Raw genomic sequence first — 19,097 nt, 5'->3', positions numbered from 1 at the left:
TTACCTAAAAATACAGTTGCCTAAAAATACGGTTATCTGAAAAATACTATTAATTAAAAAACAACGCTAAAAAATACTATGAGCTAAAAAATGGTCATTCAAAAATACAGCGATTTAAAATTTATGTTTTAAAAAGCGCTTTGAAAACGCATACCCAGAGCTGTGCTTTTAGCTAAAATTGTGCTCAATGATGCGGGTTTATCGTCATCTATTAAGTCGGGCTATAAATAGTTAGCGACACAGTTTAACACAGACCAGCGTAATCAAGCACGAGCTAGTGATGCTCGCTGCTATTTATCTAGCATTTATCTGGTATTTATTAATGATATTCCCCATTATTTTTCACCCATTGGTTTTTTATCAGTAGCCTGATTGAGGGCGGTATATGCAACTGGGCATAATCATTAATAGTGGGGGCAACCGCGATGCTTTTAAAGGGTCGCTGTCCATAAATAAAATCTAGGACGTATCCCAGCCTAGACGTTAAGATTTCACCGTTGCCATTTGTGCCGATTGCTCTGCTTGCTGCGCGCGTAACCAGTCGTTTAATAATTGTGACTGCTTACGGACAATCGCCAGTTTTATATTGTCGGGGTTCTTAACCAAATCTTGGATTTTTTTCTTCATATGACGTTCAATCAACTGGCTGACCAACTCTTCAACCAAACCATCAAGGCTTAAGATATTGCGCGTGGTAAGCGCTTTATAAAATCCGCCCCAATCGCGGCTAAGCGTCTCTTGGGTGCTGGGTTTGACATTGGATAAGATAAAGTGCGCCGCTGCATTGGCGTCTTTAGGTAAATAATTAAGACAGCGCTTAATGGTGCTGACGATATCGAGCAGGGCGTTATCTTGCAGGTCTTCCCATGCCAGTGGACGCAATATATCGGCAGAGGCTTTTTGTTTAATATGCGCCGGCAGCTGCAAATCATTAATACCTGCCTGCTGCCAAATGGCTTCGATAGGGTCATCACTTAAGGCGCGCGGCTGGAATAAAAAACACAGCTGCAATTGCTGACTGATGGTCATATCGCCATCAAAATCTAGCAGCGCGTCTTTGGCCTCTTTGTTTTGACTACGTTTACCGCCCAGCTTTTGATAAATGTCATTATTCAGCAAATAACGAAAGCTACTGCCTTTAGGTAGGGCGGTGGTCAACGCGCGCACTTGCGACATAAGCTTGGCTTTACCTTCTGCCAAGGTTAAGTCATAGCGCTCACTTAAGTAAGCAAAAATATATTGCGATAGCGGCATGGCCGTGGCGATTTGCTCGCGCATCGCATCTGCGCCCTGACTTTTTATAAAAGTATCAGGGTCATGATTGTTAGGTAAGGTTAAAAACCGCAGCTCTTTATCATCGCCAAGCACAGGCAGCGCGACTTCAAGCGTGCGCCAAGCGGCCTTTTGTCCCGCGCTATCACCATCGAAGCTCAATGTCAGGGTAGGGTTTAATGTCAACAGCCGTGATATTTGGCTCTCATTAATCGCCGTACCCATAGAAGCTACCGCACCATAAATACCAGCTTGATAAAGGGCAATGACATCCATATAGCCTTCGACTACCAGCCAGTTATCAGCACGTTGTTGGCGAGATTCATAGTAGCCGTATAGTACGTGCTGCTTATGAAAGACAGGCGAGTCGGACGAGTTGATATATTTGGGCTTTACCTCGTCATCAAGCGCGCGACCGCCAAAACCAATGGTCCGACCTTGATTATCGCGAATCGGGAAAATAACCCGATCACGAAGTAGGTCATAGTCGCGCCCTGATTCTGATTTGCGCACTAAGCCCAAGGCTTTAAGCCCTTCAATGTCCTGCGGGAATTGATGTTCAAGATGCTGCCAACCAAAGGGCGCATAGCCGAGACCAAAAGTTTCAAAGATGTCTTCGGTGATGCCACGCGATAAAAAGTAATGCTTGGCATGCGGATGGATAGTGAGATTATGCTGATAAAACTGCTGGATTTGCTCTAATAATTCATAAAGGTTGCCGTCTTTATCAGAGACGCTATTATCATCGTAGAGAGCAGTAGTATCAGCATCACCGGTTAACCATGCAGGTGGATAACTACTATTGTCTTGATAGTTGGTGTCACCTTGATAGCTAGCATCATAGCCATCGGTTGCATAAGGGACAGAGTCATAAGCAGCTAATGGTGGGTAATCATCATAGCTATTACTATTGTTGTCATGAATACTCTGATCGCGATAGCTATTTTGGCTTTGTTCCTGACTATTAGAAACAGAAAGTATAGAAGGTGCATTAATGATTTGTGTTGGGCTTTTAGCGCTGACAGTTGAACTAGCTATTGGCGGTGGTGTAATAGATTTAGGAGAAATTCGCTGATAGCTGACGTTTTGTTGTTCTTCTTTTGGTACTTCGATGCCCGTTTGTTTGGACAGCTCATTAACCGCTTCGATAAAGGTAAGGTTTTCATAATCACGCAAAAAACTGATGGCGTTACCACCGACACTACAGCCGAAGCAGTGATAGATGTTCTTTTGCGGATTGACATAAAAAGACGGCGACTTTTCGCCATGAAACGGACAGCAGCCCTTGTACTCACTACCGGCACGTTTAAGCGTGGTATGACGCCCAATGATACTGATTAAGTCAGCTTGGCTATTTAATTGCTCAAGAATATGGTTAGGAATGCTCATACAAAAAACAGTTTACCATAGGTCAATTATATTAAGCATCGACAATCAGCTAGAAATAAAGACTGAAAGTAGATAAAAAGTATAAGAAGTAAAAACAGAAAAATAAGGCCAACAGAATGTTGACCTTATTTGTGATGATAGGCGCTAAGCGTCTAAAATAGACGAGGGTAGTATCAGTTTACTCCGCAGGTATCGTCGTACGGCGTACAGGATTGGTGTTTTGCGGATCGACATTGGCTTCTCTGGCGGCATCGCCGGTGCTCGATTGGCTCGTCACGCGTTCAGCTGACGCTTCAGGTAGACCTAGACCCATATTAATGCCAGTAGTACGTTTTGGAGACATATTTAACGGTGCGTTAGCATTAGTGCTCGCGTTGGCAGCTGCCGCATTGTTGCTCGGCAATCTTAATTGGCTGGCATTACGGATAACTTGAGTTTTGGTGGCACCATTGTAATCGCCTGTCGCAACTGAGGTGTCTTTGTTAAAGCGATTCAATTGCCCAAAGGTCAATTTATTCAACAAAGTGCGCTCGCGTTTGGTATTCAATTTAACGCGTCCATCAGCGCTTAGCATGTTTGGATAGTTAATCTGCAACAGGGTTTTATATTCTTTAGCCAAGTCATTAAGACCGAGTTTTTCATGGCTATAAGCCAGTACCGCAATAGCGTCAGGTACTGATTCGCTTAATGGATAGTATTGGAACACCCACTTGGCACGGTTTACAGCCGCGACATAGGCTTCGCGCTCGATATACCAATTCGCCGCGCTCATCTCGCTTTCGGCAAACTGATTATAGATAAAAGTCATACGCTGAGCGGCATCTGGCGCATAAGGGCTGTTAGGATATTTATTGATAAGCTCTTGGAAATTGGCAAAGGCAATACGAAAATACGCGGTATCACGCTCAGCTTGATTAAGCTTAAACAGTTTTAAACCCTCTGACGAGCCTTGCATATTGGCCACGCCGCGTACGTAGTAAGCATAGCTGACTTGCGGATTAGACGGGTACAAATTAATAAATTGCTCAGCGCTGGCAGCAGCGGTCTCAAACTTGCCACTTTCATATTGAGCGTACATCATATCGAGCAATGCTTGTTCGGCGTATTGTCCGGTTGGGTAAAAGGTGCGCAGATTGGTCAAATCTTCAACAGCTTGCGTATAGCGACCTTTATCAATCTGGGCGATGGCGTCATTATAGTAACGCTGCTCTGACTTCTCAGCAGTTTCAACCGCATCCACGTCTTTACCGCCGGTTAGGTTTTTAAACGTTTGACAACCCACCAAGTTGATACTTAGGGCAAGTAGGGTGATTGAGGACAGTTTGATAAACGTATTGCCAACAGCTTGCATACTTCTTCTCCGACACAAGACGCGTAATAGCAGCGACGCTATTAGGCTAAATAATAAAAGGATAATAATGAAAAAACGATGCTTGCGGCATCCGTTAACTGTCTATTAATGAGTAGGCGCTATAAATAAGCGCACTCATTAGCAACAGAGTTTTTATCGAATGCAGTTTTGCTCGTATGAATAAAATATATTTATTTTAAAAATTCAGTGCCATAGCATACAGCAAAACATGGCTTACTTTATAGAATAACCTTTGCTTCGTCTATTTTTTCGTTATCTATTTTGTAGTTAAACGGCGAATGCTTTATGTCTGGTTACGCTAATGCTTTATGTATGGTGGCCATGGTGACATTGTCCCGTAGTGTAGCATGAGCCGCTGTCACGAGCGATAATGAATATGGCTGACAGGGACAAATATACAGTAAATTACAGCCATGTTATATTTTAGAGAGTTAATCTAGCGAGTAACGCCCAATATATGACGGCTGAGAACCTGTCGCATGGTCATGATAAAATCATAGATAACGCGCAGCTTCTGTAGGGCTTAGGCGTTCAGCATGTTACACTATGACGATGTGACTTTTGCTTTTTTTGCCCGCACTTATTTTTGCCGGTCAGCAAGCGTTAGTCTGCTCTCTTATGAGGTCAGCTTACAAAACAATGTAAGCGACTTTACCATGTATGAATCCGCTATGAATAATGATGCTATGACGACCAATTTACCTAAGAATCAACCGCTAGATGCTAATATATCAACATCAACATCAGAAACGCTATCTGCGCAAGAGTTATCCGCGCAACAGTTAGCCATGAAAACTTCACCAACGAAAGGTTCACCCGTGCAAAAATCGACGATGCCAAATGAGTTATTAGAGGATAATGAGCTGCTTGCTGACCATGAAAGTGCGCCTGATGAGCAGATGCAAGAGCTGTCCGATGATGATGAGCTAGATGAATTGGTGGATGGCGAGCTACTTGATGAAGACGATGAGGACGGCGATGATGCAGCGTCAGTCGCTGGCCAAGCCGTCCCTGTCATCGTTGATGTCACACATACGGTAGTAGAAGAGGAGGCGGGTTTACGTATTGATAAATTGGCGTCAAAAGTATTTACCGATTTTTCGCGTGCCCAGCTACAAGGCTGGATCACTGACGGCAGCTTACTTTATAACGGTAGTGTGCAAAAACCAAAAATCCGTGTCAAAGCCGGTGATATCTTACATTTATCGACGACCCTGCAGCAGCATAGCGAAGATCAACCAGAAAATATCGACATCGAGGTGGTTTATGAAGACGACGATGTTTTAGTAATTAATAAACCTGTTGGTATGGTTGTCCATCCTGGCGCTGGCAATCAAACCGGCACCTTGGTCAATGCGCTACTGTATCACTACCCGCAGCAGCACCATTTGCCGCGTGCCGGATTGGTACACCGTATTGATAAAGATACCTCAGGGCTATTGCTTATTGGTAAAACCAAGCCTGCACAAATGGCATTGATGGAGCAGCTCAAAGACAAGTCCGTCTATCGTCATTATCAATGTGTGGTAGCAGGAGATGCAGCAAGTTTACTGCGTCATCGTCGTATTGACGCGCCCATTGGTCGCCATCGCAATCAGCGTACCAAAATGACCGTGATGACGGCAGGACGCGAAGCCGTTACCCATTTATTAACCGTGACGCCGCTTAACGATAACTACTGTCTGCTAGACGTCAGTCTGGAAACAGGACGTACGCACCAAATTCGCGTGCATCTTAGCCATATTACGTATCCGATAGTCGGTGACCGTGTCTACGGTGGTCGTCGTCAATTGCGTGCTGGTTTAACAGAAGCGCAGCGTCAAGCGATTAATAATTTCCCGCGCCAAGCATTGCACGCTTATACCTTGGGTTTCGTTCACCCAACGACTGGCGAAGATATCGAAGTCACCACACCCATCCCTGAAGATATGCAGCAATTGATGGCAGTCTTAAGCGATGGCTATGACGAAGAATAATCATTCATGACTTCATGATGTTTATTTAAAAAGTATAAATTAGCGCTAATGCCTTCATAACGATAACGATAACGATAATGAGAAGTGTGGTAAATCGACCATGACTAGCACAATAAACAAGCTTCCTATTACCTTGCTCGCTCAGCTTGATGAAGTAGCTGTTTTCCAAACGGCTGCTTTTATCAGTGACGATAATGCTGACGCTATTGCTGCGAATTTAAAAAGCCAGGCAAGTTATGGGGCGCTAAATTTAGGCTTGCATGTTAATGACAATGCAAAGACGGTCTTAAACAATCGCATGCATTTGCTGAGCGCTATCAATGAGCAATTGGCAGCAACACAGCGCCAACCTATTGATAGCTTACACTGGCTCAATCAGGTTCATGGTAAGCAGATTTATGATATCGATGCGACTGCGCCGGCTATGCGTCCGCTCGACGCCGATGCCATGGTCAGCTGCCAAGCGAACTTAGGGCTTGCGGTGATGACCGCCGATTGTGTGCCGATAGTCTTATACCAACCGGCAACGGGGCAGATAGCCGCCATACATGCAGGCTGGCAAGGGCTGGCATGCGGTGTTATTAAAACGACGGTTGAACGCTTTAGCAGCTCTGAACCAATCATGGCGTGGATTGGGGTTTGTATCAGTCAAGAAAATTATGAAGTCGGCAGGCAAGTACGAGATAAGCTGTTAACAGGTTGTATCGAAAATCAAACCTTAGCAGCGCAGCATCTAGAGAGCTTTGAAGAACGTTACGTCTTAGCTTCTGAAGCGGATAAAATTAAGCTGAACTTACCACAATTGGCGGCTGACCAATTAAATGCAGCAGGTATTAAAGTTAGCAATGAGTCCGCTATACCTTGTAGTTATGCTGACCCGCATTATTATTCTTATCGGCGTCAAACGCATCTTCAGCAGCCTGCGACAGGACGTATGGCATTGGTCATTGTTCGCAGCCTTGCTGTTTCTTGATGCAAACAATTGGCCATAGTTTTTAAGTAATGAAGCGTATTATATTGATGGTGCAATAAAAAATAGCAGGCTTATCATTAGCCTGCTATTTTTTTGTTTTATTAAGACGACATTTGATGAATTAGCATACAGAATCATTCGATTTTGGCACAGATAATCCGAATAAAGGACGCAGATATAAGGCTAAAAAAGTCCCTGCCATCGCCATGATGCCCCATATATAACCATGAGCACTAAAAGAGGCGATACCGCCGAAGTAAGCACCGATGTTACAGCCGAATGCCAAACGTGCACCATAGCCCATCATTAATCCGCCAATCACCGAAGCGGCGAAATTCCCCAAAGTAATCTGAGTGAATTTGAATAAACCACCCGCTGCTGAGGCAATAAAAGCGCCAATGATAATGCCGATATTCATGACCGTGGTTGAATCAGCGAAAATAGACGCATTTAATGCAGCGGCATTCGCCCCTTGCCAATAGCCCCAGTTGGCAACATCAACACCAAAACTGCTGGCGATTTTAGAGCCCCACAATGAAAATGCAGAAGTAATGCCCCATGGTTGACCACGCGTGAGCAAGGTTAAAGCATTTAATATCGCTAAGACAATGGCGGCTGCGAATAACGGCCAAGAACCTCGAAAAATACGTCTCCAACCTGATTCAGTTGGAACGGGAGCCATCTTTGGAGCCTTGGTCTTTTTCTCAACAACGAGCGTAACCCACGCAATCAAAGCAAACAGTACCAAAGACAACACCCAAGCACCGCTATAACCAAGACCAGTAGAGGTGGCTAAAGAAAAAGGAGCAAAGGACGGCATCTCTTCTGTCCAAAACGGCAGATGATAAGCACCTATGGTCGCGCCAATGACGAAGAAAATAAAGGTGATAAACATCACCGAACGTCCGCCACCTACTGCGTAAAGCGTACCAGAAGCACAGCCGCCGCCAAGCTGCATGCCAATACCGAATACAAAAGCGCCGACCAGTAAACTGACACCGACTGGCGACACATAACCTGCGACCGAGCCGCCAAAAATCGTCGTTCCATAAGCAAGAATGGGCGCAAACAACGTAACCGCAACGGCCAACATCAACATATGAGAGCGCATGGCTTGCCCATTACCAACCGACATCAGACGTCTAAAGGCAGAAGTAAAACCAAAGCGGGCATGAAATAGGGTATAGCCGAGCAATAAGCCGATAGCAAAAAGCAGCGGCTGGGCGGTAGTCTGGGTAATAGACAGATAGACCAACAGAATAAAACCAACAATAACGCCAGCTATTATCAATGGTTTTTGTGGCTTATTTAAAGCCAGCGTCTCTTTAGCAATAGGCTCTCGTGTATCGTTCACGGGCTGAACGCTCGTCGTTATAGTCGTCAAGGGAATCACATCCTTCTCTGATATAATATTTCAGAGTTCATTGTTCATGGTTTGTATCATTGGTTATGATAAGGTATTTGGAATATCCAACAGATTTTTCTAGGTATGATTGAATAAGGGCTATATGATAGACCCGTTTTAAAGAATCACTACAAGAAGAGCGGGAATTAACATATTCATATATGGAATAAGTAGATGGAGATCAACGGATAGCAGTGCTTAAATATATTTTAGCCGATATCTTTTTTTTCCTGTATTTTGCTATGCTTCTTTCTATATAGTCATTTCAATAACTATATCATCCATTTAATTTCGCCTTTAAGCTCAGCGTCTAAAAATAGCGCGGCATAGTGAAGGTTGAATTTATCAAAGCTTGCCTCATATCAATGAATTAATGCGTCCGCTGTCCTATATAATAGCTAGCTGCTACATAACAGTAGCCACCTAAAGTATTTATAATAAAAATTATTTAACATTTGCAGCATCACTACTATTCACCCAATCCATTATTAGAGTTCGTATGACTACATCTATCACGCCTTCCTCAGCTTCCACGGACAATCCGCCTAACGTATCGATGGCTGTCATCTACCATAGTAACTACGGACATACTAGGCGTGTTGCCGAAGCCATAGTGATGGGCGCGCGCCAGCAATTGCCAGAAGCACAAGCCAAAGCGGTCGATGTTCATGATGTCGATTGGGAGTTTTTGGATCAGGCGGATTTACTGGTTTTTGGTAGTGCCGTATATATGGGCAGCGTGACGGCAGGCTTTAAGACCTTTATGGATGAGACATCCAAGCGTTGGTATCATCGTAAATGGGAAGGTAAGTGGGCCGCAGGCTTTGCCAATTCAGGCGGTCTGAGCGGCGATAAGCTTGCCGTCTTGCAGCAGATTTGTCTTTATACCATGCAGCACGGGATGAATTGGATAGGTCTGCCGCTTATGCCAACCGGTCATGAAGCGCATGATTTAAATCGTCTTTCAAGTTTTTTGGGTTTGATGACTCAGTCGCTAGATGGTCCACCTGAAGAAACCCCAGGGAAGGGCGATATTGATACAGCTATCTGGTTTGGTGACCATTTGGCGAAGACCATTATCAAGCATCAGCCTAAACAGCAGATGGAAGCCGCTAAAAACTAGCCTAAGCAGTCACTCAGGCGCTATCAGTATTTTGAATACTTTATGAAGCGCAAAATAAAAAAGCAGATATCAAATCGATATCTGCTTTTTTTATTGAGCGTTATTTTGTGTTGCTACCTTTTTAACCACAATGGTTCTAGTAACATCATTATCAGTGATAAAGGGATTATCAACAGTATTCTTAGCAGGAATAATCATAACTGATGCGGTGGTAGGGGTAGAGATTTTTTTATTCGGCACAGTGGTCAATGGCCGGTCTTTAACAGCGAAAGTTTTCGCAGGGAGATTTTTGACAGGAATTGGGCTTTCGACAAATTGGAAAGATTGGCAACCTGTCAGAGGTATCGTCGCTACAAGCAGACATATAAAGGCAAATGATTTCATAAGGACATCTCGGGCGCTAGTTGGCGATTTTAAAATGGTTAACGACGTTAAAATAATGCGCGACTTTAGCATGGCGCTTATCATAAACAAAACAATGGGGAATACAATGGAGAATACAAAAGGCTATTTATTATTAAGGTTGAGATAATGTGTAAGCTAGAGAGAACCGTAGATATCAGGACAGAGAAAGGCGATTGACTCTAAGCGCTATGTATCTATTATGTACACTTATAATTGATAATGATAAGCAATAAAGCCGAAATTTAGTAGATAAATTGTTTCATATATTCGTTTTTACGGATAAAATTAAGATTTATTAGGCTTTAGTGATTGTTTTCTAAAGGATTTATCTAATTATTGATAATTATAATATAAAAATACATATTAATTTATATGAAGGTAGCAGCGCTAAAGCGTTTCTTTAAGTTTTGTAAAAAAATGCAGCCAATCCGTTACTATTCAAGTAATAGTCGTGAAATAGTCTTACATTAGTGAGGTGAGTAGACATTCTTTAGCAACTATCTTTATTAAGTTGCTTTTATCACCCTCTTTTATGAAGCATTTACTGGACGATTTGCTACCTCATTTAATGGATTATGCATTGGGCATTATAAGTCATCAGTTATAAAAACTTGCCCAATATCGAATGTCTTATTCCAACAATAATTACAACACCCTAGGTGCCAGCTATATGAGGATATTATGAAGCCACTTTCTGTGATGTTATCGATGCTTGTCATTGGTATTACCTCCAGCGCCGCAATGGCTGAAGGTGCTAACCTTCCTAATGCCAACTTACCCAATGCCAGCTTGCCTAATGTAAGCCCTGCCAATAGCGAGCTTGTCAACCGCGGTGCATATATTGCCCGTGCTGCTGACTGTATGGCATGCCATGGTGAGGATTACACTGGCGGCACAGCGATTGAAACTCCGATGGGAGAGATTTATTCAACCAATATTACGCCCTCTAAACGTTACGGTATCGGCGATTATACCGAAGCGGATTTAAAGAACGCTTTGCAAAAAGGCCGTGCACCAAACCACATGCTGTATCCTGCCATGCCATATCCTTCTTATAGCGGCATGAAGGAAGAAGATATCAGCGCATTGTTTGCTTATTTGCAAACCGTACCGGCCGTCGATGAAGCCCCGAAGCACAAAACCAATTTACCGTTTCCTTTTAACATTCGCAGCTTAATGCTTGGCTGGAATTTCCTCAACGTACCGTCTACCGAAAAGCGCGACGGACTGAACGAGACCCAAAAACGCGGTGAATATCTGGTCAACAATCTAGAGCATTGCGGTACTTGTCATACCCCGCGTAATAGCACCATGGGTTTCGATAAAAAAATGTATCTATCAGGTGCTCAGCTTGGGCATTGGCATGCGCCAAATATCACGCCCGATGAATCGAGCGGTATCGGTAGTTGGAGTGAGCAAGATATTATCACCTATCTACGTACCGGTGAGCTAGACCAACGCGCTTATGCGGGTGGCCCTATGGGTGAAGCAGTCGCGCATAGTACCCGTTATCTAAAAAATGAAGATTTGAGTGCTATTGCCTCTTATCTAAAAGCGATACCAGCCATTCAAACAGAAGATAAGGTCTCTGCTGTTGATGTGTCACGCTTGCCAACGCCCGTCAATGAATCTATCACTCATGATCTACTTGCGCAAAAAGATTATTTAGCCCAAGCAAAAACAGAGGTGAGTAATGGTAGCAATTCGCCAGAATCGCTATATCTAGCAGCATGTGGTAGCTGTCATGGTGTCGATGGTTACGGTCAGCCTGATGCGCGTTATGCGCCTATCGTGGGACTCAGCAGTATTCGCCGCGAAAAGCCTGATGCCCTCGTTAATATGATATTGCATGGGGTAGAGGGAGCAACTGATACGTCGCCTATCATGCCTGGGTTCTCAGAAGAGCTGAATAGTGAACAGATTGCTGGCATTGCCAACTATGTACGTGTCAATTTTGGTGGGCTTGCTAACAGTGAGGTCGGTGCTGCTGATGTCGATCGCATCGCTAACACAGGGGTGGATAAACCTTTCTTAATCAAGTACGCAGGTTTATTGGCAATCCTCGGTATTCTCGTTGCTATTGCGGTCATTATATTTATTATACGAGCCATTTTAGGTTCTAAGCGCCGCCGTTAATTCGAATTTCGCTATTTGTAATGACTTTAAAGGCCATGGTTTTGATTTAACTACGTTCAATTGACGTCATGAAAATAGCAAAGAACTCAATCAAACAGCGGACTAGTAAGCTTATAAATGCGTTTTAGGTAGTTATTATAAGACAGCTATTATCAAACAGTTATTATAAGACAGGGATTAACGGCAATACGGTAGCGCAGGGCAGCTTGGCAAATAAACGCAGAATTAAGCCAAGCTGATAAATAGCATAAATACTGATAAATAAAGATAGGTGTTTATCAATAAAACCAGTGTCTAAGAATCAGTGTCTAAGCACCCGTGTTTACCGTCATGCACGAACGTCTACTTTAAGGATATTATTATGAAAGACATGCTTCAATCACCAACGCGGCGCCAACTGCTCTCGATGATTGGTAAAACAGCGGGCGCAACCGCGATGTATCAGGCAATGACGACGTTAGGATTTGCCTCAGAATCGAGCTTTAAGGAAACCATGGACCTTAAGGGTGCACCGCCGGGCGCTAGTATCGTCATTCTTGGCGCCGGTCTAGGCGGCCTGACCGCGGCTTACGAGCTACGTAAAGCGGGCTATGATGTCAAGGTGCTCGAGTTCCAAAACCGTGGTGGCGGTCGTAGTTGGACGCTCAATAGCGGTGATAAATATACCGAGCTTGGCGGCGAAGAAGTCACCTGCGATTTTGAAGAAGGTAACTATTTTAATGGTGGACCATGGCGTCTGCCAAGCCATCACTATGCCGTTTTTCATTATTGCAAACAGTTCGGCGTTGAGATGCAGCCTTTTATTCAGACCAATGACCGCGCTTATCTGCATCGTAGTACCCATTTTAATGGTGTGCCGCAGCGTTTGGGTGATGTAAAAAACGACATCCAAGGGCATGTATCAGAACTATTATCAAAAGCGGTCAATGTTGGCGGTCTTGATCGTTCGGTTAATAAAGAAGATAAAGAAAAGCTCCTAGAAGGCTTAAAAGGTTGGGGGGTACTCGATAAAGACTATCGCTACCGTGCCAGCAATGCGAACAGTAAGCATCGCGGTTATAGTGTTTTTCCGGGTGGCGGCCTGATGCCCGATGAAACCCCATCAAAGCCTTTGCCTATCAGTGAGATATTAGATTCAGGCATGTGGGCAGATATTTATGGCAACCATATGACCTATGCGCATCAGCCAACCATGTTTCAGCCTGTTGGCGGTATGGGTAAAATCGGTGATGCGTTCACCCGCGAATGCCGCGATATGATTGAGTTTAATGCCAAAGTGACCAAGATTCATCAAGATGAAAGTGGCGTTACCGTTGATTATGTCGACAGTAATAGTCCAAATGGCGCGACCAAAACCATTCGTGCTGATTGGTGTGTGTGTAATATTCCATTAACGGTACTGACCCAAATTGATATCAACGTCTCAAAACCGATGAAAGAGGCGATGGCAGCTGTGCCTTACGAGACTTCTTATAAAGTGGGCTTAGAGTTTAATCGCCGCTTTTGGGAAGAGGATGAGTGGATCTATGGCGGCTTGACCTATACCGATATGCCGATAGCGCAGATTGCTTATCCTTCAGAAAATATGTTCAAAGACGGTACTGGGGTATTGCTAGGCGCTTATGGTTATGGCCCAACTTCTTATAAATTTAATACCTTAACCCCGCAAGAGCGTATCAATGTCGCGCTGGCTTACGGTAAGTATATCCATCCTCAGTATCCAAAAGAGTTCCGCGCCGGTACATCAGTAGTATGGCACCGTATCCCGTGGACACTTGGTTGTTATGGTATTTGGAATGAGTCGACTCGTCGTCAGCATTATGACACCTTGTGTAGTATTGATAATCGTATTGTACTCACGGGCGAGCATTGCTCACACATTCCGGCATGGCAAGAAGGCGCTATTTTATCTGGTATGGATGCCGCCAAGCGCCTACATAAAAAAGCAAAAATGCTGGGTTAATATGAATAACTATAAAAATTCAGAGGCTATCATGGACAATGCAATCGTGAATAAGGCAGTCGTGAAGAAAAAAGTCATGAAAAACATGACCCCCAAACTGCTGACTGTGATGCTGCTAAGTGTGATGAGCAGTGCAGCGCTTTTAGGCTGTAGTCAACAGTCAGATGATGAAGTGACCATTTCTACGGTACAAGATCAAGACTCCTTGACAACCAATGACTATCAAGCAAGTCGTAATACGGGGGCGTGGGGCGGCGTATATATGAGCCGTGAGGAGCTTGCTGCCCCTGCCATCAACATCGTCGATAACAGCTCACTTCCTACTATGGATAGCGATCCAAGTATTGCCGAATGGGAAGCCAAGTTTGAAGGCACGAATGCTTTTGTGACGACAGATGGTAAAAAGCTATATCACGACTCTTGTGCCGCTTGTCATATGCATAAAGGCGAGGGTGCTTATGGCGCAGGTTATTATCCGCCACTGGCTGATAACAGTAAGATGCAATCGAAGTATTACATCATTGATATCTTGATTAATGGCTTTCGTGGCATGCCATCCTTCCATAAGATGATGAATGATGAGCAGATGGCGGCGGTCACTCAGTATGTGGTCAGTGATTTAAATGGTTATACTGATACAGTTACCGCTGAAGATGTGGCGCAGCTAAGACACGCAGTTCCACCAGCTAGCGATCCTAGTGATGAGTAATGCAATGAGTTAATGTTTTAGTGCTTATTTTTAGTATAGTCAGTTCAAAATAAAAGCGTGACGTTATAGCTGTGTGCGACTGGTATAAATTTTCCTTGCTTGCTGTTATCACAGAGGCTACGAAAAATTCATCCCAGTCGCACTGTATCGATTTTAAAGTAATTTTACTGTATCACTGATTATTACTATAAAAATCGCTCTATTATTCCAAGCCAAAAAAAGCGCCTAATAAATTATTAGGCGCTTTTTTATATTTAAAGATTTGATTTCTAGGATTTTCTTAACTGGTAAAATGACAAGTTAATAAATTCATAAGCTATTTAGGGCTCGCTGACCAAACTGGCGAGCGGATAGTACCTTGACCAGATTTACCAAATGATTCGCCACCATTCAATGATTTGATGGTCAGTACGCCTTTACCACCTTGCTTTGAGGCGTAAACCACGCGTTTACCATTGGGCGAAAAGCTTGGAGCTTCGTCGATACCAGTATTGCCCAAGTTGGCAGTGACCGCGCCGCCACTGTTCATGATGGCAGCTGAGCGACCACTTAAAAAGGCAATTTGTGAACCATCACTACTAAACTGCGGGCTGGTCGCATAACCACTGCTTGATACTTGAGTCGTACGTCCTGAACCAAATTCATAACGATAGATGCGCGGTTTGTTAAACCCTGCACGGTCACTGACGAAGACAAAAGATTTGCCATCAGGGGCATAGTTCGGCTGCACTTCACTACTTGGCCAATTGGTGATACGTCGAGGCGTACCGCCGCTAGCGCTCATCTCATAAATATCAGCACTGCCTTCAAAGCTGCTAGAAAACAGTATTTTGCTGCCATCTGGTGAGAATGAAGGGCTAAGATTGCTACCAGGGAAGGGCGTTAATGGTGTCGCACCGCCGCCGCTCACGCTTTGTACATAGATAATAGGATAAGACTTATCGCGCTGCACTGAATAAGCGATGCGATTGCCATCGGGTGACCATGTAGGCGAGAAGATAGAGCCTGCCACCTCGGTAATGGTTTTGGCATTTTCGCCATCAGCATCCATTACTTTTAGGCGCGATATTTTCTCTTTGCCAGTGCCAATCTCTTCGATATAGGCAATGCGCCCTGAGAAGTCGCCGGGAATACCAGTGATAAGCTCATATACTTTATCAGCGATAACATGACCTGCGTAACGCATGCTTTCTTTATTATTATCAGCGGTGAGGCTTTGCTTACCTTCTATCACGCGCCCAGATTTTATATCGATGACTTCATAATCGGTGACGACTTTACCGCGATTACTGCGCGTGCTACCAACGACAAGATAAGGGATACCCATGCTTTGCCATACAGGTAGTGTGCCTGCTAATTCGCTACTACTGCGCGGCTGCTGCGGTAGGTTTTGACTGGTGACTTTTAGCTCTGTTTTGCTCAAATCATTTAAGACAATAGACGATAAGGTCGTGTCACCAGCAAAGGGCACAAAAGCCACTTGGTTTTGCTGCACCGGAATCTCATAATCCAACTCTAGAACGACGGGTGCTGCAAAGACGCTAGGAGCAAGCAATAAGCTTGAGGTGCTGGCAAGTAAAGAGAGGCATAGTTTTTTATGGATGCGCATGACCAAATCGAACTCCTAGGTTGGGATAATGTTTTTTAAAGGCGGTAAACTGACGATAACGATAATATCGCCGTATATATAGGTTGCGTTAGCTAAAGTTAGCAATAATATCGTCTTAGGGCAACTGATTAATTGCTGCCCTTAAACTGTATGGTAAAGGTAGGGTATTTAGGATCATCGGCGTCAATTGGTAAGCTGCCGGTATTCAACACCGCCTGCTTAGCGGCTTCATTGACCGCGCTATCAGGTCCTGAGGGAGAGACGTTAACCACATTACCACTGGCATTGACAGTGATGGTTAAGGTTGCACGCTGAGTCGAGCCTTTTGCTGCCGTCGGTGGATTATAGTTGCGTTTGATGAGGTTGATAATTTCACTGTTACTGGCACCGCGGCTGCCACTGGATGCCGAGCGGCTACTGCCTTTTGCGGTACTTGAAGTCGTGGCGTCACCAGATAGCATCGACTGTCCATCATCTCCTAAGCTAAGCGTTTGACCTGCGCTACCAGAACCACCGGTATTGATTTCTATATTTCTATCATTGGCCGTAGGGCGTTTAATCTTAGGCGGATTATTTTGCTTATTGCGAAAATCTCCGAGCCTTTTTTGCTCTTCAATAAGCTGTTGTTTCTTATCTTGTTCAATTTGCTCATGCTCTTCTAACACAGATTCATCTAACTGCGCTGCCCACTCCGCCATATTACGCTCATACTCTTGCGTTTGCTCAAGTAGGCGTTGATGCTGCTCTTCACTCATTAGCATAGGGCGACTAGCAGAATCATCAGAACGGGTAAAAACAGGCACGCGCTGCGAATTGGGCTGCGTTGGGCTGTCGTAGCTGACGCTGCCATCAGTACTGTTTTCTGGCGTATTACTGGATGAGCCGCTTGCACCGCTGTCGGCTTGCATGGCGTTGGCCGCTGCAGCGCGATTGGCAAGTATCTGTCCTTGCATCTCAGCCAATTGTTCAGGGGATATCATGACGGTTTCAATAGTGCCCGCGGTCTCGACTTCCATATTCTGGTAGCTATAAATTAGGATGCCAATCACAAGGCCATGTGTCAGTAAACTGAGCAACGTAGGCAAGGTTAGCCCGTTACCTTCAGGTTCGGTCGGCACATAAACGGTTGGCGCATTACGCATGGCACTGATACTCAAGGATATGGTACTCAAAAACAGGGTACTTAAACATAGGGTACTTAAACATAGGGCACTCAAAAACAGAGCATTCAAGAACGTGAGACTGAAAAAAGAGCTTCATTAAATTATCTACTTTATTATAACCAACTGAGCTAAAAGTGGGCGGTCTTATAATGAGGGCGCGGGCAAAGGCGCGCCTGTCAATAGCCCTACCTTTTGGATGCCTGCTTGTTGTAAGGTTGCCATCAGGGTCATGATAGCGCCATACTGATTGTTTTGATCGGCATTGATCATCACTTGTAAAGGCTGTGCACCCACTTCGCTACTTTGATTTTGCAGATTGGATAATGTATCAATCAGCTCCGGCTCGCTAATCGGCAAGTCGATATTGTTCTCATAACTGATAAAAATCTCGCCACTGCCCGTTAACGACACAATCACGGGTAGCTGACTTTGGCTCATGGTATTGGTTTGCTCTTTTGGCAAATCAACGTCGACGCCCGTAATCAGCATCGGTGCTGTGACCATAAAGATAACAAGTAGCACTAGCATGACGTCGATATAAGGAACAACGTTCATCTCCGCATTGAGCGCTTTTTTCTCACGGCGATAGGGACTTTGTTTCATAGACCGGTTACCTGACTGCTTTTTACCTGACTGCTTTGATTAACTTGACTGACTTGCGTACTAGGCTGCGGATTTTCGATACTGGTTTCGCGTTGTAGCATCCCCGTCATCTCATCACAGAATAAAGCACGTGAGTCATATAGGCGGCTTGATTTGGCGGTAAAATGGTTATAAGCCAATACCGCAGGAATAGCGGCAAACAAACCCATGGCAGTGGCAATCAAGGCTTCAGCGATACCGGGCGCAACAGTGGCTAGGGTCGCTTGTTCGCTTTGCGACAGTCCCAAAAAGGCATTCATGATGCCCCAAACGGTGCCAAATAAACCGACATAAGGTGCTACCGAACCAATACTTGCCAGCGTCGTCAATCCTGATTCTAATAATTGCTGCTGGCGACCCAAGCCAACGCGAAGCTTACGTTCAACGCCATCGATGATGTCATCTTTAGGCTGGCGCTTTTTATGCATTCTTAAATATTCAGAAAACCCAACATAAAAAATCTGCTCAAGTCCTTGGCGCTCAGGCGAACCTTGCACGCCTTGATAAAGCTTCGCCAAATCTTCTCCTGACCAAAACCAAGTTTCAAACTGCTGGTCGAAATTTTTGGCCGTACCCAAACGGGCACTCATACGAAAAATAATCACCCAACTAAGCAACGAGGCTAATAATAACAATGCCATCACAATCTGTACCAATAGACTGGCTTGGGTGATGAGGTCGACAATATTTAATGATTCAGGCATGGGTTAGGCTCATGGGTAATTAATAATAACGGCTTTGATTTTAATGGCTAAATGCTTATAGCGGCTAGGGGCGGGTAGCATTTTCACAATATGTTAATTCTGCCTCCTCGCTATAACCCCGTAGTGTACTGTGAAATGATAAAAAGGTCATTTATTAAAGTGTTAAATGTAAATTTAATCGTTGGTGCAAAAATTATAATAGTAAATGGTTTTTATAAGGCTGTCGATATAGTCAGCTAATTGTGCTCATTCATTT

14 protein-coding genes are annotated in these 19,097 nt (G+C 44.3%); 6 read left to right on the top strand and 8 right to left on the bottom strand.

The window, feature by feature from the left end; translation table 11 throughout:
* Positions 1–483: 483 nt before the first annotated feature.
* Positions 484–2,661 carry a DNA primase gene (locus ACP7AA_RS05750; protein ID WP_426222900.1) on the bottom strand — a complete coding sequence of 726 codons (2,178 nt, stop codon included), beginning with the start codon at positions 2,659–2,661 and terminating at the stop codon, positions 484–486.
* A gap of 178 nt (positions 2,662–2,839) precedes the next feature.
* Positions 2,840–4,012 carry an outer membrane protein assembly factor BamD gene (locus ACP7AA_RS05745; RefSeq protein WP_426222899.1) on the bottom strand — a complete coding sequence of 391 codons (1,173 nt, stop codon included), beginning with the start codon at positions 4,010–4,012 and terminating at the stop codon, positions 2,840–2,842.
* 929 nt (positions 4,013–4,941) lie between these two features.
* On the opposite strand from ACP7AA_RS05745, the gene ACP7AA_RS05740 reads away from it, so the two are divergent.
* Positions 4,942–6,009 (top strand): RluA family pseudouridine synthase, encoded by a 1,068-nt coding sequence (locus ACP7AA_RS05740; RefSeq protein ID WP_426222984.1) that lies wholly within the window; start codon positions 4,942–4,944, stop codon positions 6,007–6,009.
* 100 nt (positions 6,010–6,109) lie between these two features.
* Positions 6,110–6,982, top strand: coding sequence for a peptidoglycan editing factor PgeF (pgeF, locus tag ACP7AA_RS05735; protein WP_426222898.1), 873 nt, complete (start codon positions 6,110–6,112; stop codon positions 6,980–6,982).
* Between the two features lie 121 nt (positions 6,983–7,103).
* On the opposite strand, the gene ACP7AA_RS05730 is transcribed toward pgeF, so the two are convergent.
* A complete protein-coding gene (locus ACP7AA_RS05730) occupies positions 7,104–8,366 on the bottom strand; it encodes a YeeE/YedE family protein (RefSeq protein ID WP_426222897.1) in 1,263 nt (420 codons plus the stop codon).
* A gap of 520 nt (positions 8,367–8,886) precedes the next feature.
* Here ACP7AA_RS05730 and ACP7AA_RS05725 point away from each other — a divergent pair.
* On the top strand, positions 8,887–9,510 hold the full coding sequence (locus tag ACP7AA_RS05725; RefSeq protein WP_271133126.1) for a flavodoxin family protein: 624 nt from the start codon (positions 8,887–8,889) through the stop codon (positions 9,508–9,510).
* A gap of 90 nt (positions 9,511–9,600) precedes the next feature.
* Here the strand turns inward: ACP7AA_RS05725 and ACP7AA_RS05720 are convergent, their stop codons facing one another.
* On the bottom strand, positions 9,601–9,894 hold the full coding sequence (locus tag ACP7AA_RS05720) for a hypothetical protein (RefSeq protein WP_426222896.1): 294 nt from the start codon (positions 9,892–9,894) through the stop codon (positions 9,601–9,603).
* Between the two features lie 702 nt (positions 9,895–10,596).
* Between ACP7AA_RS05720 and ACP7AA_RS05715 the strand changes: the two genes are divergently transcribed.
* From ACP7AA_RS05715 to ACP7AA_RS05705, 3 genes are all read left to right on the top strand, one after another.
* Positions 10,597–12,051, top strand: coding sequence for a cytochrome c (locus ACP7AA_RS05715; protein WP_426222895.1), 1,455 nt, complete (start codon positions 10,597–10,599; stop codon positions 12,049–12,051).
* A 361-nt stretch (positions 12,052–12,412) separates the two neighbouring features.
* Positions 12,413–14,014 carry a flavin monoamine oxidase family protein gene (locus ACP7AA_RS05710; protein WP_426222894.1) on the top strand — a complete coding sequence of 534 codons (1,602 nt, stop codon included), beginning with the start codon at positions 12,413–12,415 and terminating at the stop codon, positions 14,012–14,014.
* Between the two features lie 76 nt (positions 14,015–14,090).
* On the top strand, positions 14,091–14,723 hold the full coding sequence (locus ACP7AA_RS05705; RefSeq protein WP_201563584.1) for a c-type cytochrome: 633 nt from the start codon (positions 14,091–14,093) through the stop codon (positions 14,721–14,723).
* Between the two features lie 316 nt (positions 14,724–15,039).
* Here the strand turns inward: ACP7AA_RS05705 and ACP7AA_RS05700 are convergent, their stop codons facing one another.
* The 4 genes from ACP7AA_RS05700 to tolQ form a co-directional block, all read right to left on the bottom strand.
* The gene (locus ACP7AA_RS05700; RefSeq protein ID WP_426222893.1) at positions 15,040–16,332 is read right to left on the bottom strand and encodes a translocation protein TolB; all 1,293 of its coding nucleotides are present in this window, start codon (positions 16,330–16,332) and stop codon (positions 15,040–15,042) included.
* Between the two features lie 128 nt (positions 16,333–16,460).
* Positions 16,461–17,504, bottom strand: a complete 1,044-nt coding sequence (locus tag ACP7AA_RS05695) for a TonB C-terminal domain-containing protein (protein WP_426222892.1) — start codon at positions 17,502–17,504, stop codon at positions 16,461–16,463.
* Positions 17,505–17,639: 135 nt separating this feature from the next.
* Positions 17,640–18,098, bottom strand: coding sequence for a protein TolR (gene tolR / locus ACP7AA_RS05690; RefSeq protein ID WP_201563520.1), 459 nt, complete (start codon positions 18,096–18,098; stop codon positions 17,640–17,642).
* The gene (gene tolQ, locus ACP7AA_RS05685; RefSeq protein WP_201618645.1) at positions 18,095–18,841 is read right to left on the bottom strand and encodes a protein TolQ; all 747 of its coding nucleotides are present in this window, start codon (positions 18,839–18,841) and stop codon (positions 18,095–18,097) included. The genes tolR and tolQ overlap by 4 nt, the downstream gene beginning before the upstream one ends.
* Between the last annotated feature and the right edge of the window lie 256 nt (positions 18,842–19,097).

The organism is Psychrobacter sp. DWR1-2-3 (assembly GCF_049896465.1).
GTDB classification, from domain to species: Bacteria; Pseudomonadota; Gammaproteobacteria; order Pseudomonadales; family Moraxellaceae; genus Psychrobacter; species Psychrobacter maritimus.
The sequence above is the reverse complement of the archived record's forward strand: the minus strand, read 5'-3'. Positions and strand labels throughout refer to the sequence as shown.

Excerpts from the sequence above, each read along its gene's own strand:
- ACP7AA_RS05750 (WP_426222900.1), bottom strand. The coding sequence starts at position 2,661 with ATGAGCATTCCTAACCATATTCTTGAGCAATTAAATAGCCAAGCTGAC.
- ACP7AA_RS05745 (WP_426222899.1), bottom strand. The coding sequence starts at position 4,012 with ATGCAAGCTGTTGGCAATACGTTTATCAAACTGTCCTCAATCACCCTA.
- pgeF (WP_426222898.1), top strand. The coding sequence starts at position 6,110 with ATGACTAGCACAATAAACAAGCTTCCTATTACCTTGCTCGCTCAGCTT.
- ACP7AA_RS05725 (WP_271133126.1), top strand. The coding sequence starts at position 8,887 with ATGACTACATCTATCACGCCTTCCTCAGCTTCCACGGACAATCCGCCT.
- ACP7AA_RS05720 (WP_426222896.1), bottom strand. The coding sequence starts at position 9,894 with ATGAAATCATTTGCCTTTATATGTCTGCTTGTAGCGACGATACCTCTG.
- ACP7AA_RS05715 (WP_426222895.1), top strand. The coding sequence starts at position 10,597 with ATGAAGCCACTTTCTGTGATGTTATCGATGCTTGTCATTGGTATTACC.
- ACP7AA_RS05710 (WP_426222894.1), top strand. The coding sequence starts at position 12,413 with ATGAAAGACATGCTTCAATCACCAACGCGGCGCCAACTGCTCTCGATG.
- ACP7AA_RS05705 (WP_201563584.1), top strand. The coding sequence starts at position 14,091 with ATGAAAAACATGACCCCCAAACTGCTGACTGTGATGCTGCTAAGTGTG.
- ACP7AA_RS05700 (WP_426222893.1), bottom strand. The coding sequence starts at position 16,332 with ATGCGCATCCATAAAAAACTATGCCTCTCTTTACTTGCCAGCACCTCA.
- tolR (WP_201563520.1), bottom strand. The coding sequence starts at position 18,098 with ATGAAACAAAGTCCCTATCGCCGTGAGAAAAAAGCGCTCAATGCGGAG.
- tolQ (WP_201618645.1), bottom strand. The coding sequence starts at position 18,841 with ATGCCTGAATCATTAAATATTGTCGACCTCATCACCCAAGCCAGTCTA.